At 39.1% G+C, this 18,183-nt stretch carries 18 protein-coding genes; 12 read left to right on the forward strand and 6 right to left on the reverse strand.

The window, feature by feature from the left end; translation table 11 throughout:
- Both CD152_RS08960 and CD152_RS08965 read right to left on the reverse strand, forming a co-directional pair.
- A partial coding sequence (locus tag CD152_RS08960) for a hypothetical protein (RefSeq protein WP_205757041.1) occupies positions 1-521 on the reverse strand: 521 nt, incomplete at its 3' end.
- Positions 522-710: 189 nt separating this feature from the next.
- A complete protein-coding gene (locus tag CD152_RS08965; protein ID WP_041635876.1) occupies positions 711-896 on the reverse strand; it encodes a DUF5325 family protein in 186 nt (61 codons plus the stop codon).
- Positions 897-1,011: 115 nt separating this feature from the next.
- On the opposite strand from CD152_RS08965, the gene typA reads away from it, so the two are divergent.
- Positions 1,012-2,856: a translational GTPase TypA gene (typA, locus tag CD152_RS08970; RefSeq protein WP_099482100.1), complete on the forward strand. Its 1,845-nt coding sequence runs from the start codon at positions 1,012-1,014 to the stop codon at positions 2,854-2,856.
- 10 nt (positions 2,857-2,866) lie between these two features.
- Complete coding sequence (locus CD152_RS08975) at positions 2,867-3,211, forward strand: YlaH-like family protein (protein ID WP_099482101.1); 345 nt, start codon at positions 2,867-2,869, stop codon at positions 3,209-3,211.
- A 27-nt stretch (positions 3,212-3,238) separates the two neighbouring features.
- Here CD152_RS08975 and CD152_RS08980 read toward each other — a convergent pair whose 3' ends face one another.
- On the reverse strand, positions 3,239-3,715 hold the full coding sequence (locus CD152_RS08980) for a hypothetical protein (protein WP_232237517.1): 477 nt from the start codon (positions 3,713-3,715) through the stop codon (positions 3,239-3,241).
- A gap of 120 nt (positions 3,716-3,835) precedes the next feature.
- Here CD152_RS08980 and CD152_RS08985 point away from each other — a divergent pair, with 120 nt between their 5' ends.
- The 3 genes from CD152_RS08985 to CD152_RS08995 all read left to right on the forward strand — a co-directional run bounded on the left by CD152_RS08985 (position 3,836) and on the right by CD152_RS08995 (position 8,942).
- Positions 3,836-4,111 carry an Fpa/YlaN family protein gene (locus tag CD152_RS08985; protein WP_041635877.1) on the forward strand — a complete coding sequence of 92 codons (276 nt, stop codon included), beginning with the start codon at positions 3,836-3,838 and terminating at the stop codon, positions 4,109-4,111.
- Between the two features lie 47 nt (positions 4,112-4,158).
- Complete coding sequence (locus CD152_RS08990; protein WP_012656636.1) at positions 4,159-5,358, forward strand: FtsW/RodA/SpoVE family cell cycle protein; 1,200 nt, start codon at positions 4,159-4,161, stop codon at positions 5,356-5,358.
- Between the two features lie 161 nt (positions 5,359-5,519).
- Positions 5,520-8,942, forward strand: a complete 3,423-nt coding sequence (locus CD152_RS08995) for a pyruvate carboxylase (RefSeq protein ID WP_103214673.1) — start codon at positions 5,520-5,522, stop codon at positions 8,940-8,942.
- A 57-nt stretch (positions 8,943-8,999) separates the two neighbouring features.
- Here the strand turns inward: CD152_RS08995 and CD152_RS09000 are convergent, their stop codons facing one another.
- Positions 9,000-9,902, reverse strand: coding sequence for a COX15/CtaA family protein (locus CD152_RS09000; protein WP_012656638.1), 903 nt, complete (start codon positions 9,900-9,902; stop codon positions 9,000-9,002).
- Positions 9,903-10,151: 249 nt separating this feature from the next.
- Between CD152_RS09000 and cyoE the strand changes: the two genes are divergently transcribed.
- The 7 genes from cyoE (at position 10,152) to CD152_RS09035 (ending at position 16,603) form a co-directional block, all read left to right on the forward strand.
- Entirely contained in the window at positions 10,152-11,072 is a 921-nt protein-coding gene (cyoE, locus tag CD152_RS09005) for a heme o synthase (RefSeq protein WP_012656639.1), read from the forward strand.
- 31 nt (positions 11,073-11,103) lie between these two features.
- Positions 11,104-12,165, forward strand: coding sequence for a cytochrome c oxidase subunit II (gene coxB, locus CD152_RS09010; protein WP_012656640.1), 1,062 nt, complete (start codon positions 11,104-11,106; stop codon positions 12,163-12,165).
- A gap of 52 nt (positions 12,166-12,217) precedes the next feature.
- Positions 12,218-14,080 (forward strand): cytochrome c oxidase subunit I, encoded by a 1,863-nt coding sequence (locus CD152_RS09015; RefSeq protein WP_103214679.1) that lies wholly within the window; start codon positions 12,218-12,220, stop codon positions 14,078-14,080.
- Positions 14,080-14,709: a cytochrome c oxidase subunit 3 gene (locus CD152_RS09020; RefSeq protein WP_012656642.1), complete on the forward strand. Its 630-nt coding sequence runs from the start codon at positions 14,080-14,082 to the stop codon at positions 14,707-14,709. Before CD152_RS09015 ends, CD152_RS09020 begins: the two co-directional genes overlap by 1 nt.
- Positions 14,709-15,056, forward strand: coding sequence for a cytochrome C oxidase subunit IV family protein (locus CD152_RS09025; RefSeq protein ID WP_086038501.1), 348 nt, complete (start codon positions 14,709-14,711; stop codon positions 15,054-15,056). The genes CD152_RS09020 and CD152_RS09025 overlap by 1 nt, the downstream gene beginning before the upstream one ends.
- A 122-nt stretch (positions 15,057-15,178) precedes the next feature.
- Positions 15,179-16,132 (forward strand): cytochrome c oxidase assembly factor CtaG, encoded by a 954-nt coding sequence (ctaG, locus tag CD152_RS09030; RefSeq protein ID WP_232237487.1) that lies wholly within the window; start codon positions 15,179-15,181, stop codon positions 16,130-16,132.
- A gap of 9 nt (positions 16,133-16,141) precedes the next feature.
- Positions 16,142-16,603, forward strand: a complete 462-nt coding sequence (locus CD152_RS09035; RefSeq protein ID WP_101140519.1) for a DUF420 domain-containing protein — start codon at positions 16,142-16,144, stop codon at positions 16,601-16,603.
- Positions 16,604-16,659: 56 nt separating this feature from the next.
- Here CD152_RS09035 and ytvI read toward each other — a convergent pair whose 3' ends face one another.
- Both ytvI and CD152_RS09045 read right to left on the reverse strand, forming a co-directional pair.
- Positions 16,660-17,709 carry a sporulation integral membrane protein YtvI gene (ytvI, locus tag CD152_RS09040; RefSeq protein WP_101140520.1) on the reverse strand — a complete coding sequence of 350 codons (1,050 nt, stop codon included), beginning with the start codon at positions 17,707-17,709 and terminating at the stop codon, positions 16,660-16,662.
- 69 nt (positions 17,710-17,778) lie between these two features.
- On the reverse strand, positions 17,779-18,138 hold the full coding sequence (locus CD152_RS09045; RefSeq protein ID WP_086038504.1) for a YugN family protein: 360 nt from the start codon (positions 18,136-18,138) through the stop codon (positions 17,779-17,781).
- Between the last annotated feature and the right edge of the window lie 45 nt (positions 18,139-18,183).

The raw sequence follows: 18,183 nt of genomic DNA on the forward strand, positions 1-18,183 counted from the left end.
GAGCAGATACTCATGCGCTCAAGATAAGGTAATATCTGATCCTTTAGCAGAATATCGCCTGTGTGACTATGGATATCTAGCATGAAGTTCTCACTGAACATCACACATTTTGTATACACGGGTAGCTGCGTTGCAGTTTCAGGCATCACATTGATAACAGAATACTTCATACAATGCAGCTCTGAAATATCAGCGTGTGTGGTATAGGTCGTGCTATTTATAAGCATACCGTCACCGTCAATATGATGTAAGCCGCTATAATCGTTGAACTTAAATAAGTGTACGGCAATATCAGTGATAATAATCAGGTTGATATAGATATTGTGATGCGTCTGATACTGCCATATGCATTCAAAGTGGGTATGGTCAATCTGATTCAAAAGCGCCATAAAGGCGTGCTCAAGCTGATAACGTTTGTTCAGCTCATATAGCTGTGCGGCGCAGTGCGTATCGGATGTACGATGGACAAGCGATTCCAGTGCAGTTAATGTATGAGGTTTGCTTAATGGTTTGACGTGCATATCAGTGCTCCTTTACGTTGATGGTTTTAATATAGCGATTCAATTGGAGATATTCAAATTGCTATTTTTAAAAAATTGCAAAAAAAAAACACTAAAATTTAAAAATTTTAGTGAGATTAATTAAAAATAGTATGAACGATAAAAAAATAGCGTCTCAAATTTAAAAAGCGGTAGATTGAGAAGATTTTTTTAAAGTTCACCATTTTCGCGGAACTTCTTCTTAAAGGTGAATCCTACGCCAAAAGTGGCGATAAATAATATCACTGCCATGCCCATAAGTAATAAGCTACCTTCAGCAAGTCCAATGCTGAAGAGGATAAGCATCAGTACTGCGAAACATGCGAGTGCAAATTGTGTAATTGTACTTTTCTTCATATAAATTTACTCCTTTTTGCTTTCTATAAATTCCATGATATATTAATATCGTATTATATGATATAATATCACAGTTACATAAAAACTGTAAGTTGATTAAGAAGGGAAAGACCACATGACTAAATTAAGAGAAGATGTACGTAATATTGCAATTATAGCCCACGTCGACCATGGGAAAACGACTTTAGTAGATGAACTATTAAAGCAATCGGGAACATTCCGTGAAAACGAGCAGGTCGATGAACGTGCAATGGATTCAAATGATATCGAAAGAGAACGTGGTATCACGATTTTAGCAAAGAATACAGCAATAGACTATAAAGGAACGCGTATCAACATTCTGGATACACCGGGACACGCCGATTTCGGTGGAGAAGTGGAACGTATCATGAAAATGGTAGATGGTGTTATTCTTGTTGTTGATGCATACGAAGGAACAATGCCGCAGACGCGTTTCGTATTGAAGAAAGCGTTAGAACAAAACTTAAAGCCAGTTGTTGTAGTCAACAAGATTGATAAGCCTTCAGCACGTCCTGAAGAAGTCCTGGATGAAGTTTATGATTTATTCATTGAACTGGAAGCTAATGATGAGCAGCTTGATTTCCCTGTAGTGTATGCCTCAGCAATCAATGGAACTGCAAGTCTAGATGCAGCGACGCAAGATGAGAACATGCAGAGCTTATACGAAACAATTATCGATTACGTCCCTGCACCGGTTGATAACCGTGAAGAGGATCTACAGTTCCAGGTTGCCTTACTGGATTACAATGACTATGTTGGTCGTATTGGTATCGGTCGTGTATTCCGTGGAACGATGGAAGTGGGTCAGCAAGTATCATTGATCAAATTAGATGGTACAATCAAGAATTTCCGTGTGACGAAGATCTTCGGTTTCTTCGGATTAAAACGTGTTGAAATCCAAAAAGCATATGCAGGAGATCTAATCGCAGTCTCTGGTATGGAAGATATTAACGTAGGCGAAACTGTGGCGCCAGTTGACAATCCTGAAGCGTTACCTGTGCTGCGCATCGATGAGCCGACTTTACAGATGACATTCTCTGTAAATAACTCACCATTTGCAGGTAAGGAAGGGAAATTCGTTACAGCGCGTAACATTCAAGACCGTCTTGAATCACAGCTTGAAACAGATGTATCATTACGCGTAGAATCTGTAGGACCAGACAGCTGGACTGTATCAGGTCGTGGGGAACTGCATTTATCCATCTTAATCGAGAATATGCGTCGTGAAGGCTTCGAACTTCAAGTATCAAAGCCTGAAGTTATCGTAAAGGAAATCGACGGTAAGAAATATGAACCGTATGAGCGTGTGCAGATCGATGTACCAGAAGAACATACAGGATCAGTTATAGAATCTCTTGGAGTACGTAAAGGTGAAATGGTAGATATGGTTAATGGTGGAAACGGTCAGACACGTTTAATCTTTAACGTACCTGCACGTGGACTCATTGGATACCGTACTGAATTTATGTCGATGACACGTGGTTACGGTATACTTAACCATACCTTTGATGAATACCGTCCGTTGCTTAAAGGTCGTATCGGTGGCCGTCGTAATGGTGTCCTTGTATCTATCGATAAAGGGGTAGCAAGTACTTATGCCATCTTAGCGCTTGAAGACCGTGGTGTAAACTTCATGGAACCAGGGACAGAAGTGTATGAAGGTATGATCGTTGGTGAAAACTCACGTGATAATGACTTGACGGTTAACATTACGAAAGTGAAAGCAGCGAACAACATTCGTTCTGCGACAAAAGAACAGACAACAACGATGAAGAAACCAAGAATCTTAACACTTGAAGAAGCGTTAGAATACTTAAACGATGATGAGCTAGTGGAAGTTACACCAGAGTCTATTCGTCTAAGAAAGAAAACATTAGATAAATCTCAACGTGAAAGAGAACAGAAGAAAGCGAAAGCTGCATTACAGGAAGAAGAATAGGAGTGATTAAATGAACTTTCTTATAGGGAACGTAAGCACGGATCCTGAACAAAGAATGTCATTTCTCGCAAAACTGTTTGCAGTAGATAAAAATCCAGAAGCGGGCATGTGGTATCTGCTTATCGCAATCTTTATCTTAAGTGCAATCGTCTATAACCTGGGCTTTGCACGTAAGTTAAAGCCATGGCAGAATGTAGTGATCTATATCATGCTATTTTTAGGGTGTATCATACTTAATTTCCTTGCGGTATTTCTACCGGTAGGGGAAAGCTTGATCATCGCAGCCATTGTTCTGGGATTATATCGCTATCGACTGCATAAAGAACGTAATCAGAAAATAGAAAACAGAGATTAGGTAGCAGCCTGATCTCTGTTTTTATGTCTATATAATTTCAATTCCCGTTACATGGGCAAGTTTTAGATTAAGTGTATCTTCAAGTAAATAAGCATCGACCATACCATCGTCATATAGACGTTTACCATCTTTAGAAAACTGAACATAAAAATACGGTAATGCATCTAAGTGAATTTCAGCACTGTCAGTTTCGTTTGTCAGCCTTATACGAGTTGCATCCTCATGGGGTTCAGCGTTCGTAATAAATGGTTCAAGGTTCATTAAGAATGTCCCTTCAAGGAGCTGCTGCTTCTTATATTTCTTCTCTGAAACAAGTGTCGGAGGTTTTGAACCGCCTTCTAGTATCTCTCGATTCCATTCATAATTATCCTGAAATGAAATAGTATCATCATCAAGTTTAATCGTATTCTTGATTGTATCCATCTCAACTTTACGATCATCAAAGATAAAAGTTGAAGGATCCAGTGTAATATTAAATTTTACTTTTCCCTTAATTTGAATTATCATCGCATTCACCCTTTCAACCATATTATGATATACATTTGTCGATTAGTAAATGCTTGATTTTTAAAGGCGCGTGCTATAGAATTTTAAAGTATAGAATATGAAATGAGGGAGTATGCTATGCAGGGGAATAATGATTACAAACAAAAGGCATATGACCAGCTTAATCAAGATGCAGATAAGATCCTGCAGCTGATTAAAGTTCAGATGGATAACTTAACGATGCCTCAATGTCCACTTTATGAGGAAGTTTTAGATACACAGATGTTCGGTTTAAGCCGTGAAGTTGATTTTGCAGTGAGAATAGGACTTGTGGACGCCGATGAAGGGAAAGCATTACTTGTGACGCTTGAGAAGGAATTATCTAAGCTACATGATGCCTTTACCAATATTTAAGTCTAAAGCACACGCTTTAGACTATTTTTTAGAAATGAGCGGATTTGATGAACTACTTGAAAGAATTTTTTGATTATGTTAAGCACAATACTAAATATGTGGATTTTCCGTTGCTGATTACATATGTTGTACTTGCGCTTACAGGGCTTGTGATGATCTACAGTGCGAGCATGGTTGCGGCGACAAGAGGGACACTGACGGGTGGTGTGCCTGTAAATGCAAACTATTTCTATGTTAGACAGTTGTTTGCAATTATCCTTAGCTTCGGTATCGTTTTTGTAATGACTTATTTTATGTCGATTAATCTGTTGTACAACAAGAAATTACAGCAGTTTGCAATCTTTGGCGTCATGGCGCTGCTTATCCTCACTCGAATTTTCGGACGTGAGGTCAATGGTGCGAAGAGCTGGCTGAACTTAGGGTTTATGCAGCTACAGACTTCTGAGCTGCTGAAGATTGTGGTGATTATCTACCTGGCATATATTTATAATAAGAAACGTAACCTTGATAAGCTGAGTACGGATATCATTGCACCACTTATTCTTGTAGGACTTTGTTCTGGCCTAGTGCTGATGCAGAATGATTTCGGTTCCACAGCACTGATCCTGATGATCGTTGGCAGCATCTTCCTGTATTCAGGTATTGCTATTAAGACAGTACTGAAGATGGGGGCATTAGTCGCTGTGAGCCTAGTGACCGTCACATTATTTTCTCTAGGTACTGGCCTTACTAACTTTCTCGGTGCCCATCAGAAACAACGCTTTGAAGTACTCGCAAATCCTTTTAAAGATGAAAGCGGCGCTGGATACCACCTATCCAACTCACTGCTTGCTATCGGTAATGGTGGATTCTTCGGTAAAGGATTAGGTAACGGTGTGATGAAGCTTGGGTATCTGCCTGAGCCGCATACCGATTTCATCTTTGCCGTGATTGCTGAAGAACTAGGGCTGCTCGGTGTGATCGTCATCATCAGTCTGCTCTTTTATATTGTGTTTAAAGGGTTTGTCTATGCAGCAAGCGCGCGTACAATGTTTCATAAGCTGATCTGTGTCGGCGTATCCAGCTATATCGGGATACAGACATTTATTAACCTCGGAGGGATCTCCGGATTAATTCCTTTAACTGGAGTGCCGTTACCATTTTTAAGTTATGGTGGATCGAGTTTGATGAGTTTATCTATTGCAATCGGATTACTGCTTATGACATCGAAGGATATTAAGCGAGATAATGAACGAAGAAAAGTATAGAAATACATTAGAGACTGGATGATTAATGCCTTTCTCTTTTTTTATACAACCATGTGAAAACGGTAACAATATGACGAGTTCGTGTCAATTATGGCTAAAAGCAGAATGTTCTTAACATTTATAATATAATATAAAAGAAATGAAATGATTGGAGGCTGTATATGAAAACGATTAAGAAATTACTTGTTGCTAACCGTGGTGAGATTGCAATACGTATTTTTAGGGCTGCTACAGAACTACATATTCCCACTGTCGCAATCTATTCTAAAGAAGATAAAGGTGCGCTTCACCGATATAAGGCTGATGAGGCTTATCTCATTGAAGGCGCAAGTCCATCTGATTGCTATCTTGACATCGAAGCGATTATAGAGACTGCAAAATCATGTGGTGCAAATGCAATTCACCCAGGGTATGGTTTCTTAAGTGAAAATCAGCAGTTTGCAGTGCGCTGTGCACAAGAGGATATCATTTTCATCGGTCCGGAGATCCGTCACCTTGATATGTTTGGTGACAAGATAAAAGCACGTAATACAGCAATCCAGGCTGGACTTCCGGTGATACCTGGAACAGAGGATGCAATTAAAGGTTTAGATGAAGCGGTGCAGTTTGCACATGATAAGTATCCGGTTATGATAAAAGCACTGTCTGGTGGCGGTGGAAAGGGCATGCGTATCGTGCGCAATGCTGAAGAACTGGAAGAAGCCATTTCACGTGCGCAATCAGAGGCAATGAAATCCTTTGGAAGCAGTGAAATTTATATTGAACAGTATATAGATGCGCCAAAGCATATTGAAGTTCAGATTATTGGAGATAAGTTCGGCAATATTGTTCATCTCTTTGAACGAGATTGTTCAGTACAACGTCGACACCAGAAAGTAGTTGAAGTTGCACCATCAGTCGGATTAAGTGATACCGTAAGAATGAACATCTGTAATGCTGCGGTTGATCTGATGCAGCAGATTTCATATGTCAACGCCGGAACGGTAGAATTTTTAGTTCAGGGAGAGGATTTTTATTTTATAGAAGTAAACCCGCGTGTTCAAGTAGAACATACGATTACAGAGATGGTCACAGGAATAGATATCGTTAAGGCACAACTACTGATAGCTGATGGAGCACAGCTAAGTGACGAACGTATTGCAATTCCGCAGCAGCACGAAATCGTAACACATGGCTATGCGATTCAATGTCGAATTACGACAGAAGATCCTGCTAATAACTTTTTACCGGATACAGGTCGTATCACAGCGTATCGCTCAAGTGGCGGATTTGGTGTGCGCCTTGACGCAGGCGATGGCTTCCAGGGCGCTGAAATCTCTCCTTACTATGATTCACTGCTCGTTAAATTATCTACGCATGCCCTTACTTTCAAGCAGGCTGAAGAAAAGATGGTACGTTCATTAAAAGAAATGAGGATCCGTGGTATTAAGACGAACTTGCAGTTTCTTCTGAATGTAGTTCAGCACCCTGTGTTTACTGCAGGTAATTACAATACGCGTTTTCTCGAACTTTATCCTGAATTATTTGACATAGAAGCCCCTAAAGATAGAGGGACGAAGACGTTAGCATATATCGCCGACATTACAGTGAACGGTTTTCCTGGCATTAATAAGACCGAGAAACCTGACTTTGAACTTCCGCTTACCAGGACCTTTAAAACCACTGGTTTATCTGGAACGAAGCAGCTGCTGGACGAACATGGGCCATCTTATGTCAGCGACTGGATCAAAGCGCAGCACGAAGTACTGATTACTGATACAACATTTCGAGATGCGCATCAGTCATTGCTGGCGACGCGTGTACGTACAAAAGATATGCTTGCGATCGCATCACAGACCAACCATCATCTAATTGATAGCTTCTCATTAGAAATGTGGGGCGGTGCAACATTTGATGTAGCATATAACTTTCTGAAAGAAGATCCGTGGGAGAGGCTCACAAAGTTACGAACAGCTGTACCAAACATATTATTTCAGATGCTCTTAAGAGCATCTAATGCTGTCGGCTATAAGAACTATCCAGATAACGTTGTACAGCAGTTCATCCGAACTGCAAGTGATAATGGCATCGATGTCTTTAGAATATTTGATTCGCTTAACTGGCTCGATCAGATGAAAGTAGCCAATGAAGCGGTACTGAACGCGGGTAAAATTTCTGAAGGGACCATCTGTTATACCGGCGATATATTAAATCCAAAGCGTTCAGATGTCTATACGCTGGACTATTATTTAAAGATGGCTAAAGCAATGGAACAAGAAGGGTTCCATATCCTGGCAATAAAAGATATGGCTGGCCTGTTGAAACCTGAAGCAGCTTATATATTAATTCAGGCATTAAAAGCAGAAGTATCACTGCCAATTCATCTGCATACGCATGATACGAGTGGCAATGGTATCATGACGTATAATAGAGCCATTGATGCAGGAGTTGATATTATTGATACTGCGATTTCCAGTATGAGTGGATTGACGAGTCAGCCTTCGTTGAATAGTCTCTATTACAGTTTAGAAGGAAAAGAGAGACAGCTCAGTGCAGATATAGAGGGACTTGAAGCACTATCGCACTACTGGTCAGTGGTGCGCAAGTTCTATCATAACTTTGAAAGTGATATACAGTCGCCAAACACTGAAATATATCAGCATGAAATGCCCGGAGGACAATATTCAAATATTGAACAGCAAGCGAAAAGTTTAGGTCTTGGCGACCAGTTCGAAGCGGTTAAAGATATGTATAAAAGAGTAAATATAATGTTCGGTGATATTGTTAAAGTCACGCCATCATCCAAAGTCGTCGGGGACATGGCATTATACATGGTGCAGAACAACCTTGATGAACAGACAGTTATAGAACGAGGAGAAAATCTCGATTTCCCGGATTCTGTCGTATCCTTCTTTAAAGGAGAGATTGGACAACCGGCAAATGGCTTCCCAAAAAGACTGCAGGACGTCGTATTAAAGGGAAAAGCGCCGCTTACTGTCCGACCTGGCGAAGCGTTAGCACATGTAGATTTCAATGAACTGCAGCAGACGCTTACAGAACGTTTTCAAGCGGTCAATGAGGAAGATGTCCTCAGTTATGCATTGTATCCGAAAGTATTTGAAGTATATAAAGAGACAGAAGCACGATATGGCAACATTTCATTGCTCGACACACCTACATTCTTCTATGGCATGCGCAAAAACGAAACCGTAGAAATAGAGATCGATGCCGGCAAAACGCTGATCGTGAAACTGCTGAGTATCGGACATGTGCATGAAGATGGATATCGTACATTATATTTTGAACTTAACGGGATGCCAAGGCAAGTGCGTGTGAAGGATAATGCAGCTGAAGTAAGTGTCAATACATTACTTAAAGCAGATGCTAAGAATAGCAAGCATATTGGAGCGCAGATGCCGGGAACCGTCGGAGAAATTAAAGTGACAGCAGGAGCACACGTTCGTGCGGGTGAAACATTGATGATCACTGAAGCGATGAAGATGGAGACGAGTGTGCAGGCACCTGTAGATGCAGTGGTGAAACATATCCATGTAACAACAGGAACGGCTATCCAGACAGGCGATTTGTTAGTCGAGTTTGAATAAAATAAACAAGCGTTGGCAATAATTACATTGCCAACGCTTGTTTTTATGTGAAATCATTTATTTTGCTCTGCTAATAAGCAGGATAAAGTAGCATAAAAGGCCGAATAGTAAAGTTATAAATAAGGCATGGAGTAGCGCGATATAGAGATTTACCGCTGTAAATATCGTTAATGCACCAGTTGTTACTTGTAAACAGATTAATATGAAAGCAATCATATAACCGTATTTAATAACGCGGTACTGCGCGTAGTTTCGCATAGCATGAAATGCAACGTATGTCAGCCATATGAAAAGAATGAAAGCAAGTGTTCTATGGCTCATCTGCACCCACTCATAGAAATTCTGGGGCAGTATAAACGCCCCCTTACGGCAAAGCGGCCAGCTGGAGCAGGCGAGGCTTGCTTTCTCATGGCGCACGAGTGCACCACTATAGATAACAAAATAGATAAAGCTTGTAAGCCCGATCGTATGACGTCTAAGCTTTGGTTGTAATATGAGTTTAGTTGCATCAAATTTCTGATCGACTTCAAAGATAAGCAGTGTCAGCAGAAATACAGCACTGAAGCTAATCAGTGATATTCCAAAATGCAGTGCAAGTACAAAACCATTCTGCTGCCACATCACTGCTGCCGCACCGATCAAAGCCTGTGCAAAGATAAATCCGATACTCATATAACAAAGGAACTTTGTTTCTTTCTTATGACCAATATATTTTATGCTGAGTATAACAAGCCATGTCACAGATAATAGTGCGAGGCCTGATACGCCACGGTGAGCAAGCTCGATCAAGGTCTCTTTCGGAATATGTGTCGGGACAAACTTTCCGTGACAGAGTGGCCAGCTGCTACCACAGCCATCTGCAGATCCTGTTTTTGTTACGAGTGCACCACCAATCTGAACAAATAGCATGAGCACAGTCGTAAACAATGATAACCATTTTAAATTCTTTTCTTTTAACAACAAAAACACCTCTATCTATATTCTTAACATCTGTAGATAATGTCATTTTATCTCATTTCTAAATAGTATATACTTAAGTTATAGTATATCAATCATAGAGATAAGTAAATGTGTCACATTCGTGAACAATTGAAATTACTCGCAAAAAAGAAAAATGTCACAATTTAATTTCGAAAATGTATAGAAAATGTGACAGTTTTCATATATTATTGTTATTATATGCGTTAGTATTGTAAAAGGAGGGTGAAAATGCAGAATGAACACATTTTAAAAGGTGTTAAATCAGTTGAACGGCGTCTGACTTTTAAAGATGTAAAAGCGATTGTGAAGCTTGGACTCGTACAAGGCAATTTAATACCGGCATTTGCAGGTGCGTTTATTGCAATTATGTTAAGCGGTCGTTCATTTTTAAGTAGTATACCTGAACTTTTAACGATGCTTTTCGGCACTACACTAATTATGGCAGGAAGTTGTGCGCTGAATAACTTTTACGACCAGGATATTGACAGTATTATGCCAAGTAAGCAAAATCGACCATCTGTAACCGGTAAAGTTTCTACAGCTTCAATCCTACAGCTCAGTCTTGTGCTTATGATCGTTGGAGAGATGCTTTTGTTCACGATTAACATCGAGACAGGGATCATTGGATTTCTTGGCATCTTTGGCTATGTTGTCTTATATTCGGTCTGGTCTAAACGACATCTTGTGTCCAACACAATAATAGGAAGTTTTCCAGGTGCGATTCCACCGCTTGTTGGCTATGCAGCGATTGAACCATCTCTTAGCAGCACAGCGTGGATGCTTTTCGTCATTATGTTTATATGGCAGCCTGCGCATTTCTACGCGCTTGCAATTAAACGTAGTGAAGAATATGCACTTGCTGGTATACCGATGCTACCTTCAGTTAAAGGGTTTAAACGTACAAGGCTTTCCATGCTGTTTTGGGTGATGCTGTTGTTACCGACACCATTTTTTATGCAGGAACTCGGCACGGTATTTATGGTACTTGCTTCGGTATTAAATCTAGGATGGCTGTTATTAGCGATTTCTGGATTTAGATCAAATGTTAAAGAGAATAAATGGGCAATGACAATGTTTGTATATTCTTTAAACTATTTGATGATATTTTTTGTTATGATAGTAGTAGTTACATTAATTCAAACGATTTGATTATGAATGGTGAAAGAGGGGTTAGAATTTAATGAAGAACAATTTAAAAAATGTAAAGCTGATCGGTTTATTTTCATTATTGTTAATGACCTTAGCAGGTTGTGGTAAAAATGAACTGTCTGCTTTACGTCCTGCAGGGGAAGTTGCAAAGGATCAATTTAATTTAATGATGCTTGCGGTAGGTATTATGGTTTTCGTTATTATTGTAGTAGTAGCTATCTTTATTTTAGCTGTATTTAAATTCCGTCGCGGTAAAGTCGGTGAAGACTTTGTACCGAAAGATGTTCATGGGAACCATAAGTTAGAAGTGATCTGGACAACGATTCCAATCATCTTACTTATCATCTTAGCGATACCAACTGTTATGTTAACATTTAAACTAGCAGATACGAAGGCAATGGATAAGGTTGATGCTAAAGGTAAGAATAAAGAAATGATTGTTAATGTAACTGCAAATCTATACTGGTGGGAATTTGAGTACCCAAATGAAGGTATCGTAACAAGTCAGGAACTTGTTGTTCCTACAGATACAAAAGTTTATTTCCGTCTGCATTCAGCTGACGTAAAACACTCATTCTGGATTCCGGCAGTGGGTGGTAAGATGGATACAAACGTTGAAAACATCAATAAATTCTACTTAGTGTTTGATGGTAAGAAAGCGCAAGACGCGAAAAACATGTTCTACGGGAAATGTGCGGAATTATGCGGACCGTCTCACGCATTGATGGATTTTAAAGTTAAAACAATGGATAAAGATCAGTTTAAAACTTGGGTATCTGATATGAAAGCTATCAAAAACCCTGTAGCAACAACAGATGCTAAAGAGGGCGAAAAAGTATTCAAGCAGTCTTGTCAAGGTTGTCATGCTGTAACACCAACTGGTAAAGGCGCTAAAGGTCCTAACTTAACAACATTTGGTGACCGTAACCGCGTTGCTGGTGTTATGGATCATAATGAAGAAAACCTTAAAAAATGGATCAAAGATCCTGAATCTGTAAAACCTGGCAACAAAATGACAGGTGCTTACAAAGTTTCAGACAGTGAAATTGATGCTCTAGCTAAATACTTAATGGAACGTAAAGTTGAAAAGTAGTAAATAAAGGGAGGTTACACATTTGGCTACACAAAAAAAGCGTGGTTTACTAATGGAGTACTTAACGACAGTAGACCATAAAAAAATTGCAATTCTTTATTTAATCATGGGTGGATTGTTCTTCGCCATGGGTGGTATCGAAGCGATGATCATTCGTCTTCAGCTTGCAGTTCCTGAAAATGATTTCGTCTCTGCGGGATTATTCAATGAAATGATTACGATGCACGGTACTACAATGATTTTCTTGGCAGCAATGCCATTACTGTTTGCATATATGAACGCAACAGTACCGTTACAAATTGGTGCACGTGACGTTGCATTCCCATTCCTAAATGCATTAGGGTTCTGGTTATTCTTCTTCGGAGGTATATTCTTAAACTTATCTTGGATTTTAGGTGGCGCACCAGATGCAGGGTGGACTTCATATGCTTCACTATCACTTGCATCAGAAGGGCATGGGATCGACTTCTATGCATTAGGTTTACAAATTTCAGGTGCTGGTACTTTAATTGCAGGGATTAACTTCCTTGTTACCATTATTAACATGCGTGCGCCTGGTATGACATTTATGCGTATGCCATTAATGACTTGGACAACATTAGTTGCTTCAGCTTTAATCGTATTCGCATTCCCTCCACTGACTATCGGATTATTCTTACTTATTTTCGATAGAATGTTTGGAACAGGATTCTTTGTAGTATCACAAGGTGGTAATACAATTATCTGGGAACACTTATTCTGGATTTTCGGTCACCCTGAAGTATATATATTAGTATTACCAGCTTTTGGTATTTTCTCTGAAATATTTGCAACATTCTCTAGAAAACGTTTATTCGGTTATTCTGCAATGGTATTTGCAACGGTATTAATCGGTTTCTTAGGATTCATGGTTTGGGCACACCACATGTTCACTGTAGGTCTAGGCCCAACAGCGAACGCGATTTTCGCAGTAGCGACAATGGCAATCGCCGTACCAACTGGTGTGAAGATCTTCAACTGGTTGCTTACTATCTGGGGTGGTAGTATCGAATTTACGACGCCAATGTTATATGCATTAGCATTCATCCCTTCATTCGTAATGGGTGGTGTTACTGGTGTAATGCAGGCATCAGCACCAGCTGACTATCAGTATCATGATTCATATTTTATCGTAGCGCATTTCCACTACGTAATCGTTGGTGGGGTAGTATTCGCGTTACTTGCAGGGTTGCATTTCTACTGGCCATTAATGTTCGGTAAGATGTTAAGTGAGAAATTAGGTAAAGTTTCCTTCGTATTATTCTTTATCGGTTTCCATCTAACATTCTTCCTACAACATTTCTTAGGATTAATGGGTATGCCACGTCGTGTATTCACTTACTTACCTGGTCAAGGTTATGACACATTTAACTTAATCTCTACTATCGGTGCTTTAACGATGGCCGTAGCAGTCATTATTTTATTGATAAATATTATCTTAACTACAGTGAAAGGTCCTAAAGTAGGACGTGACGCTTGGGGCGATGGCCGTACTTTAGAATGGTCATTACCAATCCCAGTACCATTTTATAACTTTGCACAAACACCACTTGTGCGTGGATTAGATGCATTTGATCTTGAGAAGAAACAAGGTAATGGTGAAATCTTACCAGCTGAGTCATTAGGTGATGTTCATATGCCAAATAACTCAATCTTACCATTCGTTCAGTCATTAGGATTATTCGTTGCAGCATTTGGTGCTTTATACTTAGCAGATGGACAAAAATGGGCACTTGATGCAGTTAAAGATTTACCGGCTCAACCATGGGCTCCATTTGTATTAGTTTTAGGTTTAGCGATTACAGCAGGAGCAATGATTGCACGTTCAGTAGTTGATGATCACGGTTATCACATTACTAAAGAAGAGCTTATCGAGTACGAAAGAGGTGTTAAATAATGGCACATCATGAAGAACAGATGACGGTTGAGAGATGGCCGAGTCATCCTGAGACAGCTTCATTAGAAGGTAAGAACAAATTATTAGGATTCTGGATTTTCTTAGGTGGAGAAACAGCACTATTCGCATCATTGTTTGCAACTTATTTAGCACTTAAAGATCATGTTCCTAGCGAGGATCATCTTTTAGCGAAAGATTTATTCCATTTACCGCTTGCATTTGTAATGACGATGTTACTTTTAACTTCGTCACTTACAAGTGTGTATGCACTGTATCACATGAAGAACTATGATTTTAAAAAGATGATTACTTGGTTAATTATCACAGTACTTCTCGGGTTAGGATTCTTAGGACTTGAAATTTATGAGTTTGTTGAATATGTTCATAAAGGTCATACTTTCCGTTCAAGTGCTTTCGGTTCAGCTTTCTACTTCTTAGTAGGAACACACGGATTCCACGTTATCATCGGATTAACTTGGATTATTCTGTTAATCGTACGCAATATGAAACGTGGTTTAAGCGTGTATAATGCAGCGAAATTTAATACAGCAGCGTTATATTGGCACTTTATCGACGTAGTCTGGGTATTCATCTTTACAGTAGTTTACTTGTTAGGGGTGTTAGGATAATGTCAAACGAAATTAATCATACCAAATTTAATCAAGAACGCTATGAATTCGAGAAACGTTCAAGAACAGAAGAAATGAGAATGCAGGTAACAACTTTTGCAATCATGATCTTCTTAACCTTTGTTGCTTTTGCAATGGTTGCAGCAGGATTAAGCAAAGAATTCGTTATACCAGCAGTCTTATTACTCGCACTTATTCAAGTTATTCTTCAATTCTATTACTTTATGCATATGAAACATAAAGGACATGGAACAGCTCAGTTATTCATGTTAACTGGATTGTTTATCGCAGGTAGTTTTATTGTCATGGCACTTTACCTAACTTGGTTAGGTGACCCATTAAAATAAGAGTGAACCCGGAGCAATCCGGGTTTTTATTTTTGCCACAAATTAGTTGAAATATTGTGCTTTATTCTTCAAATTGTACGCTATAATAGAAATGAATGAAGTATAAATTTTGGAGTGATTTTATGGGTAGTATAAGTTCTATCAGGATATTCGGATTTTTAGCGAACTGGAGTCCTTTCTTTTTAGTTGCCATTATTTTCACGACTATCGTGTTTTTCTTGATAACAGGGAGATGGCGTCATGATATTCCTGGCAATCGACCGTTAAAACGTTCAGAAGCAGTTACATTTATTATATGTATGTTTTTACTGTATGCAATGAAAGGTGCGCCAGTTGACTTGCTCAGTCATATTATCTTTAGCTTCCATATGTTACAGATGGCCATCCTTTATTTACTTATAGTGCCACTATTATTCTTTGCGATACCGGAATATTTAATTGATTATTGTATTAAACTGCCTATTTTTGAACGTGTCTTTAATTTTCTGACGCGTCCGATTATAGCGCTGATTACGTTTAATGGACTGTTCTCAATCTATCACATTCCAGCGATACTGGATGGTTTAAAGCAGAATGCGACACTACACTCATTGTTTACAATTCTTTTGTTTATTACTGCATTTTTTATGTGGTATCCAATATTTAATAAGACAGCGCTTGAGCGTAAGCAGCTGTCAGGTCTTGTGAAGATTGGCTATATCTTCGCAATCGGTGTACTTTTGACGCCGGCGTGTGGTCTGATTATCTTTGCCAGTCATGCAATGTATAAGACATATACAGATCCAGCGGCATGGATGAGTGCTATGAGCCTTTGTGTACCTACCGGAACATTACAGGATATCGTTCAAAATTCGAGTATTAGTGGTCCGCAGTATTTCACAAATATGACACCAAAAGAAGATCAGCAGACCGGTGGCGTGATTATGAAGGTGCTACAGGAAATATTCTTTGGCTTCATGCTGTTCCATGTTTTCTTTAGATGGTCAAGAGAAGAAAGAATGAGTTCTGAAGAAATAACACAGAGAAGTTTGGATGAAAAGTTACAGCAAGATGCTTATTTTAATCAATACAGATAGGAGAAGAATATGAATTTACCAATTTTACCTACAATCAGTACGACATTTATCGTTATCAGTGCCATACTGGTAGCAATCGGATGGTTCAAAATCGCACGAAGAGATATCGAAGGACATAAGAAGACGATGCTACTAGCAGGTGCAGCGGCCCTTACATTCTTTATTATCTATGCTACTAGAACAGTGTTCATTGGAAATACAGCATTTGGCGGTCCTGATAATATCAAAATGTACTACACGATCTTTCTGATTTTCCATATCACACTTGCAACTACCGGTGGGGTACTTGGATTAATCAATATTATTACGGGTCTTAAAGATAATTTAAAGATTCATCGTAGATTAGGACCGATTGCCTCAATTATCTGGTTCTTCACAGCGATCACAGGTGTAGCTGTATATTTACTGCTCTATGTATTCTATGAAGGCGGAGAGACAACATCGGTTATTAAAGCGATTATAGGTGGCTAAAAAAACGATCAGACACAATGTCTGATCGTTTTTTATATGCATAAAGGTTTAGAGGATTACACTTTAAAGTTTAAATTAAAGGCACCTGACTCTAATATGATGAGTATGATGATTAACACAATCGGACCGATAAAGAAGCCGATAAAGCCCATAAGCTTTAATCCGATAAACATCGCAATAAGCGTAGGGAGCGGGCTAAGCCCAACGCCTTTACCCATCACTTTCGGTTCTAATACTTTTCTTTGAACGAGCAGGAAGACCGATAATAGGATGAGTTTGACAGCGAGTGAAGGGTCTCCTGTAATGTATGCATAGAGTGCCCATGGAATAGTCACACCTGTAGCACCGAGTATAGGTAGCAGATCGACCAGGCAAATGATAAAGCTTAATACGAGTGCATTTTTCGGTGTGATAAATAGCAGTCCGATAAAGGTGAAGAGCCATGTGATGCCTGATAATATAAATGCCGCGCGCAGCATACCAAATACTGATGAGGATACTCTTTTCCATATATACATCGCTTTTTCATAGGTTTTGTCATACGTATGCTTTCTGACAAAGGTATGCATATTCGGTATTTCCAGCATAAATAAAAATAAGGCGACTAAGAACACAAGTCCGGAAATAAAAGTTTCTGGTAAGCTCGCCACTAAATTAGTGATGCGTTCAGCGTTAAAATAGTTTAATATAGCATCTCGTAGATTAAATAGAAATTTCTGAGTTTCATCAAATAGTGCATTAGAAACACTTTCAGGAATCATTTTAGCGAGTCGAGCTTCAAATATTGTCCATGCATTTAATATATTGTTCATCTTGTCCGGCAAATCTTTTGAAAACTGAATAATATGCTGGATAAGCTTTGTTAAGAATAAATACATACATAGCAGGATGAACGATAGGATAGAAGTATAAACAATCGTTACACTCCATTTACGGCTCTTTACCTTTTGCTCCAGCAACTTTACAAAGGGCTCTATCATCAGTGCCAGAATAAGTGCGACGATGAGCGGAATAGATATTGGAACGATAAAGTAGAAGAAGAGCAGTGCGATGACCGCAACCGCTAAGAATACGATATTTCTTTTTGTCATTAGTCGTTTGAACATTGCATCACCTCTATAATAAACAACCGAATGAAACATAGAAAATTATGCATCACTCGGCTATACTTAATATTATTTTTGAATTGCTACGATATCATTATATACTTTATTGATTGTTCGTTTGCAATGATCCACAAGCTTATCTGAGAAGTATTCATCTTCTCCGTATTCAATACCTGTTGGATAATAATGTTTACCTAAATAAGGGTCCATCATCTGAAGTTTGGCATCACGTGCTCCAACATCCCCTTCAACTGCGTAACCAGGAATACGTAGGTAGTAGATTCCTTCATCAAGTTCGTATTTTAAGTCGTAGGTTACACGTTCGTAATCCCAATGCCCGCCAAGAACAAAGCCATGCTTATTCATTACGTGCTGGATTAATGATTGATCAGCAACGATTGATTCAATGCCTGAATTTGCGAATACCATATTATAGTTCCTCCCTAAGTCATTCTACTTTTAATTTTATGATAA

The sequence above is a fragment of the Macrococcoides caseolyticum genome (genome assembly GCF_002902665.1).
Classification (GTDB): domain Bacteria; phylum Bacillota; class Bacilli; order Staphylococcales; family Staphylococcaceae; genus Macrococcoides; species Macrococcoides caseolyticum.

Excerpts from the sequence above, each read along its gene's own strand:
- CD152_RS08965 (WP_041635876.1), bottom strand. The coding sequence starts at position 896 with ATGAAGAAAAGTACAATTACACAATTTGCACTCGCATGTTTCGCAGTA.
- typA (WP_099482100.1), top strand. The coding sequence starts at position 1,012 with ATGACTAAATTAAGAGAAGATGTACGTAATATTGCAATTATAGCCCAC.
- CD152_RS08975 (WP_099482101.1), top strand. The coding sequence starts at position 2,867 with ATGAACTTTCTTATAGGGAACGTAAGCACGGATCCTGAACAAAGAATG.
- CD152_RS08985 (WP_041635877.1), top strand. The coding sequence starts at position 3,836 with ATGCAGGGGAATAATGATTACAAACAAAAGGCATATGACCAGCTTAAT.
- CD152_RS08990 (WP_012656636.1), top strand. The coding sequence starts at position 4,159 with ATGAACTACTTGAAAGAATTTTTTGATTATGTTAAGCACAATACTAAA.
- CD152_RS08995 (WP_103214673.1), top strand. The coding sequence starts at position 5,520 with ATGAAAACGATTAAGAAATTACTTGTTGCTAACCGTGGTGAGATTGCA.
- cyoE (WP_012656639.1), top strand. The coding sequence starts at position 10,152 with ATGCAGAATGAACACATTTTAAAAGGTGTTAAATCAGTTGAACGGCGT.
- coxB (WP_012656640.1), top strand. The coding sequence starts at position 11,104 with ATGAAGAACAATTTAAAAAATGTAAAGCTGATCGGTTTATTTTCATTA.
- CD152_RS09015 (WP_103214679.1), top strand. The coding sequence starts at position 12,218 with ATGGAGTACTTAACGACAGTAGACCATAAAAAAATTGCAATTCTTTAT.
- CD152_RS09020 (WP_012656642.1), top strand. The coding sequence starts at position 14,080 with ATGGCACATCATGAAGAACAGATGACGGTTGAGAGATGGCCGAGTCAT.
- CD152_RS09025 (WP_086038501.1), top strand. The coding sequence starts at position 14,709 with ATGTCAAACGAAATTAATCATACCAAATTTAATCAAGAACGCTATGAA.
- ctaG (WP_232237487.1), top strand. The coding sequence starts at position 15,179 with ATGGGTAGTATAAGTTCTATCAGGATATTCGGATTTTTAGCGAACTGG.
- CD152_RS09035 (WP_101140519.1), top strand. The coding sequence starts at position 16,142 with ATGAATTTACCAATTTTACCTACAATCAGTACGACATTTATCGTTATC.
- ytvI (WP_101140520.1), bottom strand. The coding sequence starts at position 17,709 with ATGTTCAAACGACTAATGACAAAAAGAAATATCGTATTCTTAGCGGTT.
- CD152_RS09045 (WP_086038504.1), bottom strand. The coding sequence starts at position 18,138 with ATGGTATTCGCAAATTCAGGCATTGAATCAATCGTTGCTGATCAATCA.